Origin of the sequence: Roseateles flavus (assembly GCF_039872765.1) — a bacterium.
In the GTDB taxonomy this organism is placed as follows: Bacteria; Pseudomonadota; Gammaproteobacteria; order Burkholderiales; family Burkholderiaceae_C; genus Roseateles_B; species Roseateles_B flavus.
Genome location: NZ_JBDPZC010000020.1, coordinates 22,593 through 36,513 on the forward strand (window position 1 = coordinate 22,593; position 13,921 = coordinate 36,513).

Below are 13,921 nucleotides of genomic sequence, written 5' to 3' on the forward strand. Positions count from 1 at the left end.
CCGGTCAGTACTGTATGCACTGCCCCGCCAGGGGTCAAGGCGGGTGAGGCACGGCTTTACCTGGCATTTACAGGAGTTGCGCCGCTTGACCGGAGACTGCAAGGCTCAGCGCTTATCATCCGCCGCTTCAATTTCCAGCCCGAACCGACGGAGCGCTTCTTGGATCTTCTCCTGCTCATCAAGGCCGCGATCATGGGGATCGTGGAAGGCCTGACCGAATTCCTGCCCATCTCTTCCACGGGCCACCTGATCCTCACCGGCTCCCTGCTGGGCATGACGGACGACAAGAGCAAGGTCTTCGACGTGGCCATCCAGACCGGCGCCATCTTCGCCGTCATCTTGGTCTACTGGCAGCGCCTGCGCGACACCGCCGCCGGTCTGGGCAGCGACGTCCGGGCCCGCCGCTTCGTGCTCAACGTCGCCATCGGCTTCCTGCCGGCGGTGGTGCTGGGCCTGCTCTTCGGCAAGGCCATCAAGGCACACCTCTTCACGCCGGTGATCGTGGCCTCCAGCTTCATCGCGGGCGGCTTCGTCATCCTCTGGGCCGAGCGTCGCCCGGCCAGCGCCGTGCGGGTGCAGGACGTCGACGCCATGGGCCCCCTGGACGCCCTGAAGGTGGGCCTGGTCCAGTGCCTGGCCATGATCCCGGGCACCAGCCGCTCGGGCGCCACCATCATTGGCGGCATGCTGCTGGGCCTGTCGCGCCAGGCGGCCACGGACTTCAGCTTCTTCCTGGCCATCCCCACCCTGATCGGCGCCGGCCTCTACAGCCTCTACAAGGAGCGGGCCCTGCTGTCCCTGGCGGACCTGCCGCTGTTCGCGGTGGGCCTCGTGTTCTCCTTCCTCTCGGCCTGGATCTGCGTGCGCTGGCTGCTGCGCTACATCGCCAGCCACAGCTTCGTGCCCTTCGCCTGGTACCGCATCGCCTTCGGCATCGTGGTGCTGGCCACGGCCTGGACGGGCGTGGTGACCTGGGCGGACTGAGCCCTGCCCTCCTCCGGCCTTCGGCCCTGCGTCCGGCAGGGCCGGGGCGACTCCGCCATAATTTCGCCCCATGACGATCACCATCAAGAGCGCGGCCGACATCGCCGCCATGCGCATCGCCGGCCGCCTGGCCTCCGAGGTGCTGGACTATCTGACACCCCATGTGAAGCCCGGGGTCAGCACCGAGCACCTGGACCAGCTGGCGCATGACTACATCGTCAACGTGCAGCAGGCCATCCCCGCGCCGCTGAACTACTGCCCGCCGGGCTACACGCCCTACCCCAAGTCCATCTGCACCTCGATCAACCACCAGGTCTGCCATGGCATCCCCAACGAGCGGCCGCTGAAGAACGGGGACATCGTCAACATCGACGTCACCGTCATCAAGGACGGCTGGCACGGGGACACCAGCCGCATGTTCGTGGTCGGCGAGGGCTCCATCGCCGCCAAGCGCCTGTGCAACTTCACCTACGAGGCCATGTGGAAGGGCATCGCCAAGGTGCGGCCCGGCGCCCGTCTGGGTGACATCGGCCATGCCATCCAGACCTTCGCCGAGAACGCCGGCTTCACCATCGTGCGCGAGTTCTGCGGCCATGGCATCGGCCAGAAGTTCCACGAGGAGCCGCAGGTGCTGCACTACGGCCGCCCCGGCACGCTGGAGGAGCTGGTGCCCGGCATGGTCTTCACCATCGAACCCATGATCAACGCTGGCCGGCGCGAGATCAAGGAGACCGGTGACGGCTGGACCATCGTCACCAAGGATCGCTCGCTGTCCGCCCAGTGGGAGCACACCATCGCCGTGACCGACACCGGCTACGAGGTGCTGACCGTCTCGGCCGGCAGCCCGCCGCCGCCCGCCTTCGTCAACACCTGACCCTCCCGCGCCGGCCGACCGCCGGCGCGCCCTCCTTGCATCCCATGCGCCCGGAGTCTCACGCATGAGCGATCTGCCCGTCCTGGGCGTGGCTGAGCTGCGCCAACACTTCAAGTCCGGCAAGCAGAGCCTGCTGGAGGCCTTCCGCGCCGCCGAGCCGACCGTGGCCGCGGCCAGCCGCCTGATGCGACAGCTGGCCGGGCATGTGGACCGCACGCTCGCGATGCTGTGGTCCCAGTCGGGCCTGCCACCGGGCGCCGCCCTGCTGGCAGTGGGCGGCTACGGCCGGGGCGAGCTCTTTCCCTACTCCGACATCGACGTCCTCCTGCTCCTGCCCGAGGGGCTGGACGCCTACCAGCCCGGGCCGCTCAAGAGCGCCATCGAGGGCTTCATCACCGCCTGCTGGGACGTCGGCCTGGAGATCGGCTCCTCGGTGCGCACACTGGAGGAATGCCTCAACGAGGCCGCCGGCGACATCACCATCCAGACCTCCCTGCTGGAGGCCCGCTGCCTGGCCGGCGAGCGCGGCCTGTTCAAGCGCTTCGAGCAGCAGATCCTGCAGGCGCTGGACCCGCGCGCCTTCCTGCGCGCCAAGCAGCTGGAGGCCCGCCAGCGCCACACCAAATACGACGACACGCCCTACGCCCTGGAGCCCAACTGCAAGGAAAGCCCCGGCGGCCTGCGCGACCTGCAGGTGCTGATCTGGGTCGCCCGCGCGGCCGGTCTGGGCAAGACCTGGCCCCAGCTCGCGGCCAAGGGACTGATCACGCCCTTCGAGAGCCGCCAGCTGCAGCGCAACGAGGGCGTGCTGAAGCTGATCCGCGCCCGGCTGCACGTGGTGGCGGGCCGGCGCGAGGACCGCCTGGTCTTCGACCTGCAGACCGCCGTGGCCCAGAGCTTCGGCTACGAGGGGAGCAAGGGCCAGCGCGCCTCCGAGGTGCTGATGCGGCGCTACTACTGGGCGGCCAAGGCCGTGACCCAGCTGCACCAGATCCTGATGCTGAACCTGGAGGAGCGCATCAACGGCTCGCAGGACGCCGCGATGCACCCCATCAACGAGCGCTTCCTGGACCGCGGCGGCATGCTGGAGGTCGCCAGCGATAACCTCTATCAGCGCGAGCCCCATGCCGTCCTGGAGACCTTCCTCGTCTACCAGCAGGCGCCGGGCATCAAGGGTCTCTCGGCCCGCACGCTGCGCGCGCTCTACAACGCCCGCGGGCTGATGGACGGCAAGTTCCGCAGCGACCCGGTCAACCGCGCGACCTTCCTGCGCATCCTCCAGGAAGGCAAGGGCCAGACCCACGCCTTCCGGCTGATGAACCAGACCTCGGTGCTGGGCCGCTACCTGTGGGTCTTCCGGGCCATCGTGGGCCAGATGCAGCACGACCTGTTCCACGTCTACACCGTGGACCAGCACATCCTGATGGTGCTGCGCAATGTGCGGCGCTTCTTCATCCCCGAGCACGCGCACGAGTACCCCTTCTGCTCCCAGCTGGCCGCACAGTTCGAGCGGCCCTACGTGCTCTACATCGCCGCCCTCTTCCATGATGTGGCCAAGGGCCGCGGCGGAGACCACAGCGAGCTGGGCGGCGAGGAGGTCCGGCGTTTCTGCCGCGCCCACAAGCTGCCCAAGGCCGATGCCGAGCTGGTGGAATTCCTCGTCAAGCAACACCTGACCCTCTCCCGCGTGGCCCAGAAGGAGGATCTCTCGGATCCCGAGGTGGTCGAGTCCTTCGCCAAGCTCGTGGGCGACGAGCGCCACCTGACGGCGCTGTACCTGCTCACCGTGGCCGACATCCGCGGCACCAGCCCCAAGGTCTGGAACGCCTGGAAGGGCAAGCTGCTGGAGGACTGCTACCGCCTCACCCTGCGGCGTCTGGGCGGCGCTCAGATCAACCGCGAGGCCGAGATCGAGGCCCGCAAGCAGGAGGCCAGGCAAGACCTGGCCCTGCACTCCCAGCTGCCCGGCACCGAGGAGCCGCTGTGGAAGACGCTGGACCTCAGCTACTTCGCCCGCCAGGAGGCCGGCGAGCTGGCCTGGCATGCGCGCGCGCTGTGGCGCTATGTGCAGACGGCCGAGCCCGTGGTGCGCGCCCGCCCCTCGCCCGTGGGCGAAGGCCTGCAGGTGCTGGTCTACTCGCCGGACCGGGCCGACCTCTTCGCCCGCATCTGCGGCTACTTCGACGGCGCGGGCTTCAACATCCTGGACGCCAAGGTGCACACCACCCGCACGGGCTACGCGCTGGACACCTTCCAGGTCATCGCCCCGGACCTGGACATGCACCACCGCGACCTCGTCTCCCTCGTCGAGACCCGCCTGCTGGCAGCGCTGATGGCGGAAGGGCCCTTGCCCGAGCCGCGCCGCGGCCGCCTCTCGCGTCGCGTCAAGAGCTTTCCCTACACGCCGCGCATCTCGCTGCGGCCGGACGAGCGCGCCCAGCGCTGGCTGCTGTCCATCAGCACCAGCGACCGCGCCGGCCTGCTCTACGCCATCGCCCGCGTGCTGGCCCGTCATCACATCAATCTGCAGCTGGCCAAGATTTCGACCCTGGGCGAGCGGGTGGAAGACACCTTCCTGATCGACGGTCCGGCGCTGCAGCAAAACAAGCTACAGCTGCAGGTCGAGGGCGAGCTGCTGGACGCGATTTCCCTGAGCAGCTGAGGCCCTCGGGCCGGCGCGGGCTCGCGTATGCTCGCCCCATGCAGCCCGACGACACGACCCGCCCCGCCCAGATCCATCCGCTGTCCGACGTGCAGAGCAGCGCCATCGGCCCAGGCACCCGGGTCTGGCAGTTCTGCGTGATCCTGCCCGGCGCCCGCATCGGCGCGGACTGCAACATCAATGCCCAGGTGCTGATCGAGAACGATGTGGTGCTGGGCGACCGCGTCACCGTCAAGAGCGGCGTGCAGCTGTGGGACGGCCTGCAGGTCGGGGACGACGTCTTCATCGGCCCCAACGCCACCTTCACCAACGACCCCACGCCGCGCTCCAAGCAGTACCCGGCCAGCTTCCAGACCACGCGCATCGAGCGCGGCGCCTCCATCGGCGCGAATGCCACCATCCTGGGCGGCGTCACCATCGGCGAAGGGGCCCTGATCGGCGCGGGCAGCGTGGTCACGCGCGACGTGCCGGCGGGCGAGCTGTGGGTGGGCAACCCGGCCCGCTCACGGGGGCCGGCCCCCAGGCGCTGATCGGCTGATCAGGCGCTGCGGCGCACCGCCTGCACCAGCTGGTCCAGCTGCTGCTCGCTCATGCCCGGCCACAGGGGCAGGCTCAGCACCTGCTTGTGGATGGCCTCGGCGATGGGGAAGTCCCCGGCGCGGTAGCCCAGCTCGGCATAGGCCGGCTGCAGATGGGGCGGCACGGGGTAGTGGATCAGCGTGCCGATGCCCTGCTGGGCCAGGGCGGCCTGCAGGCAGTCCCGGGCCTCATGGCGAACCACGAAGAGATGCCAGGCGGGTTGCAGCCCGTCCGGCACCTGGGGCAGCTGCAGCGGGACGCCGGCCAGGCCCTCCAGCAGGCTGGCGGCCAGGCGGCGGCGCTCGCGGGTGGCCGCCTCCAGCTGGGGCAGCTTGGCGGCCAGCACCGCGGCCTGGATCTCGTCCAGGCGCGAGTTCACGCCCTTGCATTCGTTGTGGTACTTCTGGCGCGAGCCATAGTTGCGCAGCACGCGCACCTGCTCGTCCACCGCGGCCAGGTCCGTGGTCACGCCACCGCCATCGCCCATGGCGCCGAGGTTCTTGCCCGGGTAGAAGCTCCAGGCCGACACATCCGCGAGGCTGCCCACCGGCCGGCCGTGGTAGCGCGCGGCATGGGCCTGCGCGCAGTCGTCCAGCACCTTGAGGCCGTTGCGGCGGGCGATGTCCATCAGCGGGTCCATGTCCGCCGGCAGGCCGTAGAGATGCACCGGCAGGATGACCCGGGTGCGCGGCGTGAGGGCGGCCTCGACGCGGGCCGGGTCGATGTTGAAGGTGAGCGGATCCGGCTCCACCGGCACTGGCGTCGCGCCGCACTGGCTGACGGCCAGCCAGGTCGCGATATAGGTGTTGGAGGGCACGATGACCTCGTCCCCCTCCCCCACGCCCAGCGCGCGCAGGCCCAGCGTCAGGGCATCCAGGCCGTTGGCCACGCCCGCGCAATGGGCGGCGCCCACGGACTGCGCATAGGCCTCCTCGAAGGCCGCCAGCTCCTGCCCCAGCAGGAACCAGCCGCTGCGGGCCACGCGCAGCAGGGCGGCGTCGATGGCGGGCTGGCTGGCCGCGTAGGCGGGCTGCAGATTGAGAAAAGGCAGGCTGGTGTCAGCCATCACGCATGCTCCTTGCCGGAGGGGTTCCCCGGTCCACGAATGCTCAGGCCCCGGGGCGGCCCAGGGCGGCGAGGAAGTCCTCGTACTTGCGAATGTAGTCATCCGCGGCATAGGTGTCCGACGCCAGCACCAGCAAAACGGCGTCCGGCGAGAACTGGTACTGGATTCCCCAGACCATGGGCGGGATGTGCAGGCCCATGCGGGCGCTGTCCAGGGTGATCTCGTCGCGCGCACGGCCGTCGTCCAGCACCACACTGACGCTGCCCTTCACGCAGACCAGGAACTGGTGGCAGGCCTTGTGCGCATGCTCGCCCCGCACCTCCTTGCTGGGCACGTCGTAGACCATGAAGAAGCGCTGCGGCGTGAAGGGCAGATGGGTGCCGATCTCGCCGAAGCTCAGCGCGCCGCGCAGGTCCACGATCTTGGGCAGGGCCACCAGGCGGGCAGCGGCCACGTGCAGGGCCGGCGGGGCCTCGAGCTGGCTGGCGGCGCGCGGCGCGGCTGGCAGGTCCAGGTGCGGCGTGTCCGCGTAGCCGACGATGTGCGCCGGATTGCCGCTGACGATGGCATTGGGCGGCACGTCACGCGTCACCACCGCGCCGTCCTGCACCCGGGCGCGCGGGCCGATGCAGAGGCCGCCGCGGACGGTCGCATTGGCGCCGATGGTGGCGCCCGCGCCGACGCGCGTCACCGCCGCGGCTCCGTCGGCACCGGAGGCCCCGCTGAAGACCGTGTTGGGACCGATGCTGACATCCGCCTCCACCACCAGCGGGGACCACAGCTGCGCGCCGGGCCGCACGCGGACCCGCGGGCCCAGTTGCACCTCGCCGTCGATCAGAGCGTGGTCGCCGATCTCGGTGTCCTCGCCCAGGCGCGCGCCCGGCAGCACATGGGCGAAGGCGCCAATGCGGCTGCCCGGGCCGATGAAGGGCGATTCGACCAGGGCATGGCTGTGGATGAAGACATCCGGGCACGATGCGGCAGCAGTTGCGGCAGCAGTTGCGGCGGTTGGGAGGCTCATGGGCTCGTGGGCAGGCAGGCGGCGATGAGGCATCCTATAGCGTCGGGCGCCGGCGCATCGCCTTGATTGACGGGTCGGCGCCGCCCTGTTTCGCCGGACGCGGCATCGGCGCCACGGCAGCCCTCAGCGCAGGTACTGCAGCAGCGGGGGCGAGTCGGCCAGGCGCTGGGCCAGCCGGGCATGCTGGCGGCGCTGGAAGTCCCATTGCAGCGCGGGGTCGCGCCACCAGGCATCCAGCTCGTCCAGGCATTCGCCCAGGGGCAGCGAGGGCACGAGCTCGCGGTCCAGCAGGGCCTTCTCCTCCCACACGAGGGCGCGCAGCTGGCAGTGCAGCATGGGCACGGCATGCATCAGGGGCTCGATGGCGGCGCTGGTGGGGATGTCATAGCCCAGGCAGGCGTCGCAGCCCTGGACAAAGGCCACCAGGGGCTGGGCCACACCGCGCTGCAGGCTCTCCGGTGTCACCCCCAGCGACTCCTGCAGCAGCAGCGGGAAACCCTCGGTCGGCTTGTAGCGCAGCAGCACCTCCACCCCACGGCGGCGGCCCCAGTCCAGCAGCTGGCGCAGACCGTCGAGGTAGGCGTGGATGTCCGCGGTGCTGAGCCCGTTGTGCGACAGGCCGCTCAGCAGCACGCCCAGCGTGCGCAGCGGCTGGGCCGGGGCCTGCGCGGGCACCGGCTGGTGGCGCTCGCCGAAGCGCAGCAGGGCGCCCGGCACGCGGCGGTCGTCGGTGTCCCGGCAGTCCGCGCCCTGCACCGGATGGTGCAGGCATTGCATCTGGCCGCCCAGCTTGGGCAAGGGGATGTTCTGGAACTTGGCGTGCGGCAGCATCAGCACCGGCAGGCGGTGGCGGCGGGCCAGGCTCAGCAGCCCGCCCAGCAGGCCCGAATCGTGGTTGGACAGCAGCAGCTGCCCGGGCAGCGCCTGCACCCGCTGCTCGATGTCATGGAACAGCGTGAACTGCAGCAGCAGGGCCTCGACCAGGGCCTGGGCCTGCAGCTGGATGAAGGCCTCGTTGCGCAGCTCAGACGCGAGCAGCTGCAGCACGACGGGCCGGACCCGCGCCGCCAGTTCCTCGCACTGCTGCTGATGCGCCGGCCCCAGCGCGGCGCGCACCTCGTCCAGGGGCCGCAGCGGCAGCCGCTCGATGCCGGTCAGCTCGACGTCGTAGAACTGCGCAGGCACCTGCAGGCAGTCGCCCTGGGCGGCCAGGATCTGGGCGGCCAGGTAGTCCTTGTCATAGAAGCAGGTGGGCAGGTGGGCCCAGCGCCTGGCCGCGGGACGCTGCTCGAGCGGGCGCCAGTCCGGCAGTTCCGGCCCGGGCAGCTGGCCGGCGTCATAGAGATAGCTGCGGTGCTGCACGCCCGCGCCCTGCAGCGCGGCCGCCATGGCCATGCAGGCAGCGCCCGAAGGCTGGCCGTAGCGGTAGGGAGCGGCGGCACCGAGCAGGTGGACCAGCGCGCCGGCCGGCGCGTCCTCGGCCAGGCAGCGCCCCAGGGCCGCATAGCCCCGCAGGTTCAGCAGGGCGTAGAAGGCGTTGAAGTAGCCCCACTGGCAGCCCTCGGCCTCGGGCAGCAGCTCGGCGAGCACGGCATCGAGGCGCGCCTGGTAGGCCGCCATGTCCGAGCGCGCCCGCCGGAACACCTCGCTCATGAAGCCGGGGCCCACGGTCCTGGCCAGCCGGGCATTGCCCAGGCCCAGGCTGCGGGCCTGGTCGAAGAGCTGGGGATCGAAGAGCAGCAGCTCGGCGCCCTCCAGCTGATTCTGCAGGGCTGCGGCGGCCGGCAGATCCAGGCGATGGGTGACGGTGATCAGCGGCTTCATGCCCGGCCCCCTGCCTGGGAGGCCAGCAGCGCCTGGACGCAGTCCTGTGCCGGGCTGTCCAGCGTCAGGCCGGATTCGTCCACCAGGGACTGCAGCCGCTGCAGATGGGCCGGCTCGTCGACATCGAAGCGCAGTTCAGGGAAGGCCAGCGCCGCCGGGGCGCGGGGACAGGTCTTGCGGCAGTCGCGCGCCCAGGGGGTGGTCTCGTCCCACAGGGCGAGGGTCACGTGCTCGCGGTGGCGGGGCTCGGCACACTCGGCAGCGAGCCGGTGCAGCAGCGCGGCCGGCAGGATCTCGGCACCGAAGCCATCGGCAAAGCCGCTGCCCAGACGATCGAGGTGGTTGCAGGCGTAGTCGCAGTCGCTGGCGGCGTAGAAGTCCACGAGCTGGTCCACCACGGCGCCGTCGATGAAGGGGTTGTCGGCGCAGACGCGCACCACGGTGTCCGCTCCGAACTGGCGCGCGGCCTGGCTGAAGCGGTCCAGCACGTCGGATTCGCTGCCGGTGAAGGTGGCCACGCCCATGGACTGCGCCAGCTCGACCAGGGCGGCATCGCGCGGGAGCTCGGTGGTGGCCAGCACCAGGGTGTGGAGGCGCTGCGCCCGCTTCAGGCGCTCCAGCACCCAGGCCAGCAGCGGCCGGCCCGCCAGCGGCGCCATCATCTTGCCGGGAAAGCGGCTGGAGCCCATGCGGGCCTGCACCACGGCCACCACGCGGCCTGGCCGTGCGGGTCGGGGGTCACTCATCGGCTCAGGCGCCCTGCCCCAGATCGGCCCATTGCAGCACGTGGTCGGACTCCAGCGCGCGCAGCACCGGCCGGCCCAGCACGTCATCCCAGTGCAGGGGGCTGATCCCGGTGCCTGGGCGCTTGTAGGTCAGGTGGGCCTCGCTGAGGACCTCGCCGGCGGCCACGTCGCGGGTCAGCACGATGGAGCGGCGGGCATTGGCGCGCGCCGGGCCTTCGGTGGGCGTGGGCTGCTTGTGATCGCTCTCGCCCAGCAGATCGTGCACCGTGTCCAGGGCCGTCATGAAGCGGCGCAGGTCATGCACGTCCATGGCGTGGTAGTGGTCGTTGCCCGGCAGGGTCTTGTCATGGGTGAAGTGCTTCTCCAGGACGACGGCGCCCAGCAGGTGCGCGCTCATCAGCGGGTACATGGCCTCGTCGGGCAGGGTGTGGTCGGAGTAGCCGATCAGCAGCTCCGGATAGGCCCGCTGCAGGCCCTTGATCATGCGCAGATGGGCCTGGGCATTGGGCGTGGGGTAGTTCAGCACGCAGTGCAGCAGCACCAGCTCGCGGCAGCCGGCGGCGCGCAGGGTCTGCACGGCCATGTCGATCTCGCCCAGCGTGGAGGCGCCGGTGGACAGCACCACCGGTTTGCCCTTGGCCGCGATCTTGCGCAGGAAAGGGACGTTGGTGAGGTCGGCCGAGGCGATCTTGTGGAAGGGCATCAGATCGTCCAGGAACTCCACCGCGGCGTCGTCGAAGGCGGTGGAGAGGAAGTCGATGCCGACCTGCTCGCAGTGACGGGCCAGGGCGCGGTACTCCTCGGGCCCGAAGCGGTCGTACTTCTTGAAGAGCTCGAACTGGCTGCGCGTGGGCTCCTTGCTGATGTCCCAGTAGAACGGCGAATGCCTGGAGGCCAGGGTCTCGGCCTTGTAGCTCTGGAACTTCGCGGCGTCGGCACCGCCCTCCTTGGCCAGCTCGATCAGGCGCTTGGCCTGGTCCAGGGAGCCCTCGTGGTTGACGCCGATCTCGGCGATCACATAGGGGCGGCTGTCGGGGGTGAGGCGGCGCTGGCCGAGGGTCACCGTGGGGGTCATTGCATGCTCCTGCGTTCGGCGGCACGGGCCGAGGAACCATCGACACCATGCTTGCTGATCAGGCGCTGGCGGTGCAGCTCCATGGCATCGAGGTCGTTGGTGATGTTGTGGTCGTGGCGGCGGTAGCGGTACAGCGGCAGCTCCAGCCGGGCGATGTGGTGCTTCTGCTCGAAGCGGATGCGCAGCTCGCGCTCCTCGTGGCGGTGGAAGCTCTCGTCGTAGAGCCCCGTCTCCATCAGGTGGGCCTTGCGGAACATGATGCCGCAGGCGATGGGCTCGTCCATGCAGTTCACGCGTTCCAGCACCTGCTCGTGGTCGTCCACCAGGAGGTAGTCGCAGGCCACGGCATCGTGCAGGGGGTTCTGGTCCAGGAAGAAGTGCAGGATGTTGAGGAAGTTGGCGTTGACGTAGTCGTCGGAGTCCACCCGCACGATGAAGTCGCCGCGCGCGGCGCGGATGCCCCGGTTCAGCGAGGCCGGCAGGCCCAGGTTGCGCTCGTTGCGCAGGGGCACGATGGCGTCGTGGAAGAGCTCCAGCGCATAGGGCGTGCGATCGGCACTGCCGTCGTCGATGACGATGATCTCGTACTGGTCGCGCGCCAGGGTCTGGTTCAGCAGGGAGCGCAGGCAGCGGCCGATGAAACGCTCCTGGTTGAAGACCGGCACGATGACCGACACCAGCGGCTTGAAGTTCATGCGCTCACCTCCTGCAGCTGCAAGGCCTCGATCAGGGCCTGGCGGGCCAGCGCAGGGGCCTCCTCGCGCAGCTTGACGCCCACCGGCAGAGACACCGCCCGCGACAGCCAGGCCGCCGACTGCGGGAAGGCCGTGGCCAGCTCGCCGCCGTGGGCCGCGGCCAGCTCGGGCATGTGGGTCCAGGTGCCGGCGAAGTGCCAGGTGTAGGCCTCGGGCAGGATCTTGGTCGCCAGGCCGCGGGCCAGCAGGGCCTCGCGACAGCGGCGGGCGGCGGCGTTGTCCTGCACGAAGAAGACCAGAGCGTCGGCCGTCTCGTAGCTGCCGGCCGGCACCTCGCGCGGCGTGATGCCGGGCAGGTCGTGGATGGCCTGCCACAGCAGCTCGCGGTTGCGGCGCTGGGCCTTGACGATGTCGGGCAGCTTGCGCAGCTGGGCCAGGCCCACGGCGCCCTGCAGCTCCATCATGCGGAAGTTGAAGCCGCTGCTGGCGCGGGTGTCCTCCCAGCGCGGCACGGCGGGGTTGTTCTCGTGGCCGTGGTCATGCCAGGCGGCGCCGCGGGCCCAGTCGGCCTGCTCCTGGAACAGCACCAGGCCCCCCTCGCCCGTGGTCATGGTCTTGGCGAAGTCGAAGCTGAAGGTACCCAGGCGGCCCCAGCTGCCCAGGGCCCGGCCGTTGAGCGAGCCGCCGCAGCCCCAGGCCGCGTCCTCGATGAGGGCGATGCCGTGGGCGTCGCAGAGGGCCTTGATCTCCGGCAGGCGCGAGGGCGTGCCCAGCATGTGGACCACGATGACGGCCTTGGTGCGCGGCGTGATGCGGCGCTTCAGGTCCTCGGGGTCCATGTTGAGCGTGGCATCGATCTCGGCGCAGACCGGCGTGGCCCGCGACTCGATGATGGCCTCCACCGTCGCCACGAAGGTGAAGCTCTGGGTGATGACCTCGTCGCCAGCACCGATGCCCAGCGCCGCCAGGCCCACGCGCAGCGCGGCGGTGCCGGAGGACACGGCCAGCGCATGCGGCGAGCCCATGGCCTGGGCGAAGGCCTGCTCGAACTCGCGGACCTTGTAGCAGTCGCCGCGCAGGGCGTCGAAGCCGTGGCGGAACAGGATGGCGCCGCGGGCGAAAATGTCCTGGATCTCGGCCAGTTCCTCTGGGCCCATCACTTCATAGCCTGGCATGGTGTCTCCCGGTCTCGTGCTGTGAGCTGTGTGCTGCTGTCGCTGTTTACATCAGGCGGAAGAGTTCCGCCACTTTCTGGGGCGTCAGCACGGACTTGAAGTCCTCGCCCAGCGCATTGGTCAGGGGCTTGGCATGCACGATGGAGCTCTTGTAGAGCGCCTCGAAGCCGGCCTCGTCCAGGCCCAGGCAGACACCCTTGGGGATCTCCACGCCCTGTGCCTCCACCATGCCCCAGAACTCGTCATAGGCCTGCGGGTAGAACTCGCCCATGGCCCGCATCACGATGCAGTTGGCCACGCAGTGGTGCAGACCCAGCACGACCGACAGGCCGGCGGACAGCGGGTGCACCAGGCCCACATAGCTCGTGGCGATGGCGCAGCCGCCGAGATACGAGGCCACCATCAGGCGCTCGCGGTTCTCGGGGGTCATCATGTCGCCCTGGGCGAAGACCTGGCGGCAGAGGCTGATGGTCTCGCGCGAGTAGGCGTCGCCGATGGCATTGCGGTAGCTGCCGGCCAGGGACTCGATGCAGTGGATGTAGGCATCCATGCCCGTGTAGAAGTACTGGTTGCGCGGCACGGTGGCCGTCAGCTGCGGGTCCATGATCACATGGTCGAAGACCGTGTAGTCGCTGTTCATGCCCAGCTTCAGGCCGGTGGCGGCATTGGTCATCACGCAGGTGCGCGTGGCCTCGGCGCCGGTGCCCGAGACGGTGGGAATGCCCACCTTGAAGACGCCCGGATGCTTGAGCAGGTCCCAGCCCTGGTAGTCGGCCGCATGGCCGCCATTGCCCAGCAGGTTGGACACCGCCTTGGCCGTGTCCATGGTGATGCCGCCGCCCATGCCCACCACGGCCGCCGGCTGGCTCAGGCCGCGATCCAGCAGGCTGGCCACCAGGGCGTCAATGCCCTCGGTCTTGGGTTCGTGCGCGGTCTGCACGAACTGCAGCACGTCGTCCCCGCGCACGCCCAGGCGGGCCGCCAGATCGGGCTGGGCGGCGAAGAACTCGTCGACCAGAAAGACGACCGCGCCCCCCTGCCCCTGCGCCTGCGCCTGCGAGCGCCGGCCGTCCAGCAGGCCGCGCAGCTCGGCCAGGGAGCCGGCGCCGATGTTGTAGCGGCCGACGTTCTTCACGAGCTTGACGCCGGTATCGAGGATGTTTGCCATGGTGTGCGTGGAACGGTGTCCGTGAAATCTCAGGAATCGTGCGGCGAGGGCA

Annotated in this window: 12 protein-coding genes; 4 read left to right on the forward strand and 8 right to left on the reverse strand. The window is 70.0% G+C overall.

Annotation, left to right across the window (positions count from 1 at the left end):
- Nucleotides 1-159 precede the first annotated feature (159 nt).
- The 4 genes from ABDJ40_RS23900 to ABDJ40_RS23915 all read left to right on the forward strand — a co-directional run bounded on the left by ABDJ40_RS23900 (nt 160) and on the right by ABDJ40_RS23915 (nt 5,050).
- Nucleotides 160-984, forward strand: coding sequence for an undecaprenyl-diphosphate phosphatase (locus ABDJ40_RS23900; RefSeq protein WP_347613527.1), 825 nt, complete (start codon nt 160-162; stop codon nt 982-984).
- Between the two features lie 70 nt (nt 985-1,054).
- The gene (gene map / locus ABDJ40_RS23905) at nt 1,055-1,858 is read left to right on the forward strand and encodes a type I methionyl aminopeptidase (protein WP_347613528.1); all 804 of its coding nucleotides are present in this window, start codon (nt 1,055-1,057) and stop codon (nt 1,856-1,858) included.
- 64 nt (nt 1,859-1,922) lie between these two features.
- A complete protein-coding gene (locus ABDJ40_RS23910; protein ID WP_347613531.1) occupies nt 1,923-4,520 on the forward strand; it encodes a [protein-PII] uridylyltransferase in 2,598 nt (865 codons plus the stop codon).
- A 38-nt stretch (nt 4,521-4,558) separates the two neighbouring features.
- Nucleotides 4,559-5,050, forward strand: coding sequence for an acyltransferase (locus ABDJ40_RS23915; protein ID WP_347613533.1), 492 nt, complete (start codon nt 4,559-4,561; stop codon nt 5,048-5,050).
- A gap of 8 nt (nt 5,051-5,058) precedes the next feature.
- Here ABDJ40_RS23915 and ABDJ40_RS23920 read toward each other — a convergent pair whose 3' ends face one another.
- From ABDJ40_RS23920 to ABDJ40_RS23955, 8 genes are all read right to left on the reverse strand, one after another.
- Complete coding sequence (locus ABDJ40_RS23920) at nt 5,059-6,165, reverse strand: DegT/DnrJ/EryC1/StrS family aminotransferase (protein ID WP_347613536.1); 1,107 nt, start codon at nt 6,163-6,165, stop codon at nt 5,059-5,061.
- Between the two features lie 43 nt (nt 6,166-6,208).
- Complete coding sequence (locus tag ABDJ40_RS23925) at nt 6,209-7,186, reverse strand: WxcM-like domain-containing protein (RefSeq protein WP_347613538.1); 978 nt, start codon at nt 7,184-7,186, stop codon at nt 6,209-6,211.
- 123 nt (nt 7,187-7,309) lie between these two features.
- Nucleotides 7,310-9,010: a hypothetical protein gene (locus tag ABDJ40_RS23930; protein ID WP_347613540.1), complete on the reverse strand. Its 1,701-nt coding sequence runs from the start codon at nt 9,008-9,010 to the stop codon at nt 7,310-7,312.
- A complete protein-coding gene (locus ABDJ40_RS23935) occupies nt 9,007-9,756 on the reverse strand; it encodes a cytidylyltransferase domain-containing protein (protein WP_347613542.1) in 750 nt (249 codons plus the stop codon). Before ABDJ40_RS23935 ends, ABDJ40_RS23930 begins: the two co-directional genes overlap by 4 nt.
- Before the next feature lie 4 nt (nt 9,757-9,760).
- Complete coding sequence (locus ABDJ40_RS23940) at nt 9,761-10,831, reverse strand: N-acetylneuraminate synthase family protein (protein ID WP_347613543.1); 1,071 nt, start codon at nt 10,829-10,831, stop codon at nt 9,761-9,763.
- Nucleotides 10,828-11,526: a glycosyltransferase family A protein gene (locus ABDJ40_RS23945; RefSeq protein ID WP_269633925.1), complete on the reverse strand. Its 699-nt coding sequence runs from the start codon at nt 11,524-11,526 to the stop codon at nt 10,828-10,830. Before ABDJ40_RS23945 ends, ABDJ40_RS23940 begins: the two co-directional genes overlap by 4 nt.
- On the reverse strand, nt 11,523-12,701 hold the full coding sequence (locus tag ABDJ40_RS23950) for a DegT/DnrJ/EryC1/StrS family aminotransferase (protein ID WP_347613546.1): 1,179 nt from the start codon (nt 12,699-12,701) through the stop codon (nt 11,523-11,525). Before ABDJ40_RS23950 ends, ABDJ40_RS23945 begins: the two co-directional genes overlap by 4 nt.
- A 46-nt stretch (nt 12,702-12,747) precedes the next feature.
- Complete coding sequence (locus tag ABDJ40_RS23955) at nt 12,748-13,869, reverse strand: iron-containing alcohol dehydrogenase family protein (protein ID WP_347613549.1); 1,122 nt, start codon at nt 13,867-13,869, stop codon at nt 12,748-12,750.
- Nucleotides 13,870-13,921: the final 52 nt, after the last annotated feature.

Coding starts and splice junctions, on each gene's coding strand:
- map (WP_347613528.1), top strand. CDS start 1,055: ATGACGATCACCATCAAGAGCGCGGCCGACATCGCCGCCATGCGCATC.
- ABDJ40_RS23910 (WP_347613531.1), top strand. CDS start 1,923: ATGAGCGATCTGCCCGTCCTGGGCGTGGCTGAGCTGCGCCAACACTTC.
- ABDJ40_RS23915 (WP_347613533.1), top strand. CDS start 4,559: ATGCAGCCCGACGACACGACCCGCCCCGCCCAGATCCATCCGCTGTCC.
- ABDJ40_RS23920 (WP_347613536.1), bottom strand. CDS start 6,165: ATGGCTGACACCAGCCTGCCTTTTCTCAATCTGCAGCCCGCCTACGCG.
- ABDJ40_RS23925 (WP_347613538.1), bottom strand. CDS start 7,186: ATGAGCCTCCCAACCGCCGCAACTGCTGCCGCAACTGCTGCCGCATCG.
- ABDJ40_RS23930 (WP_347613540.1), bottom strand. CDS start 9,010: ATGAAGCCGCTGATCACCGTCACCCATCGCCTGGATCTGCCGGCCGCC.
- ABDJ40_RS23935 (WP_347613542.1), bottom strand. CDS start 9,756: ATGAGTGACCCCCGACCCGCACGGCCAGGCCGCGTGGTGGCCGTGGTG.
- ABDJ40_RS23940 (WP_347613543.1), bottom strand. CDS start 10,831: ATGACCCCCACGGTGACCCTCGGCCAGCGCCGCCTCACCCCCGACAGC.
- ABDJ40_RS23945 (WP_269633925.1), bottom strand. CDS start 11,526: ATGAACTTCAAGCCGCTGGTGTCGGTCATCGTGCCGGTCTTCAACCAG.
- ABDJ40_RS23950 (WP_347613546.1), bottom strand. CDS start 12,701: ATGCCAGGCTATGAAGTGATGGGCCCAGAGGAACTGGCCGAGATCCAG.
- ABDJ40_RS23955 (WP_347613549.1), bottom strand. CDS start 13,869: ATGGCAAACATCCTCGATACCGGCGTCAAGCTCGTGAAGAACGTCGGC.